The following is a 1,035-nucleotide window of genomic DNA, read 5'->3' on the forward strand; positions in this document are numbered from 1 at the left end:
TCGCGCCGCCCGCTCACCTCACCCCCGAAGCCGCGGCCAACACCGCCATGCCGATCAAGCTCTTCGGCCGCATCGCAGGCGAACGCATCGCCTGCCCGCGCTGCGCGAGCGAGCGTACCGAACGCCTCTCGGCCTTCGGCTCGACCGCCTGCAAGGCGCTCTATCGCTGCATGGCCTGCCGCGAGCCTTTCGAACATTTCAAGCCAATCTAAAAAAGCGCCCCAAGCGATGAGCACCCTCTTCCACCCCTTGCGCGTGAAGGCCATCGAGCCCGATACGGCCGAGGCCGTCATCGTCTCGTTCGAAGTGCCCGGCGACCTGCAGCAAGTCTTCGGCTTCACGCAGGGCCAGTACCTCACCCTGCGCCACGACATCGACGGCCAGGACCTGCGCCGTTCCTATTCGATCTGCGCCGGCCTCGACGACGGCGAGCTGCGCGTCGGCGTGCGCAAGGTGCGCGGCGGCGTGTTCTCCAACTGGATCAACGCCAGCCTGCAGCCCGGCGACACCCTGCAGGTAATGGCGCCGCAGGGCCGCTTCTTCGTGCCCATCGAGCCGGCCTCGGCGCGCCACCACGTGGGCATTGCGGGCGGCAGCGGCATCACGCCCATCCTGTCGATCATGAAGACGGTGCTGGCGCGCGAGCCCGCGAGCCGCTTCACGCTGATCTACGGCAACCGGCAGCTTCAGTCCACGATGTTCAAGGAAGAAATCGAGGACCTGAAGAACCGCTACATGACGCGCCTCGTGCTGCAGCATGTGTTCTCCGACGAGCACACCGATTCGCCGCTGGGCTTCGGCGTGATGAATCGCGAGAAAATCGGCGAGTTTCTCAAGAGCGTGGTGCCGGCCGCGAAGATCGACCACGTGTACGTGTGCGGCCCGTTCCAGATGAACGACGAAGCCGAAGCCGCGCTGCTGGCGGCGGGCGTGCCCGAAGACCGCATTCACATCGAACGCTTCGGCGTCGCCCTGCCCTCGGCCACCCAGGTTGGTGCAGTGGTGCACGAGGCGCAGCCTGGAGACGCCAAGCAG

Annotated in this window: 2 protein-coding genes; both read left to right on the forward strand. The window is 66.4% G+C overall.

Going from position 1 to position 1,035, the window contains the following annotated elements; genetic code table 11:
- A partial coding sequence (locus ACSFA2_RS25900) for a PaaD-like zinc ribbon domain-containing protein (protein WP_435458185.1) occupies positions 1 to 212 on the forward strand: 212 nt, incomplete at its 5' end.
- A 16-nt stretch (positions 213 to 228) separates the two neighbouring features.
- On the forward strand, positions 229 to 1,035 hold an 807-nt coding region (locus ACSFA2_RS25905), incomplete at its 3' end, for an FAD-binding oxidoreductase (protein ID WP_435458186.1).

This window comes from Variovorax cryoconiti, from assembly GCF_051216395.1.
In the GTDB taxonomy this organism is placed as follows: Bacteria; Pseudomonadota; Gammaproteobacteria; order Burkholderiales; family Burkholderiaceae_C; genus Variovorax.